Source organism: Gilvimarinus sp. 1_MG-2023 (assembly GCF_030548285.1).
In genome coordinates, this window is the sequence record NZ_JAUOSC010001313.1 from 1 (window position 1) to 255 (window position 255).

A 255-nucleotide genomic window follows, 5' to 3' on the forward strand; every position below is an offset into this window, starting at 1 on the left:
GTCTCATTATCTATTGTCGGTGTTGGTGACGCGAGCGGTTGAACCAAACCGAGACAGTTCCCGTACCCCAACGTAATCCTGAAGTTCGTGTTTGCGGTTACGTAAAGTGGTGAGTGTTTGTTCGCGATTCATGACTTTATCCCGTCAATAAAGCGGATCACAGCGCAGTGCCTGGCGGCGGTGAGTGGCAGTGCATTGGGTGCTGTCATCAATGTTTGATGTCAGTATGTGTGGTCAATGTGCTTGGTCAATGTG

General features: G+C 49.8%; 1 protein-coding gene. It reads right to left on the reverse strand.

The window, feature by feature from the left end:
* Nucleotides 1-6: 6 nt before the first annotated feature.
* The gene (locus tag Q4563_RS21100; protein ID WP_303605914.1) at nucleotides 7-132 is read right to left on the reverse strand and encodes a hypothetical protein; all 126 of its coding nucleotides are present in this window, start codon (nucleotides 130-132) and stop codon (nucleotides 7-9) included.
* Nucleotides 133-255: the final 123 nt, after the last annotated feature.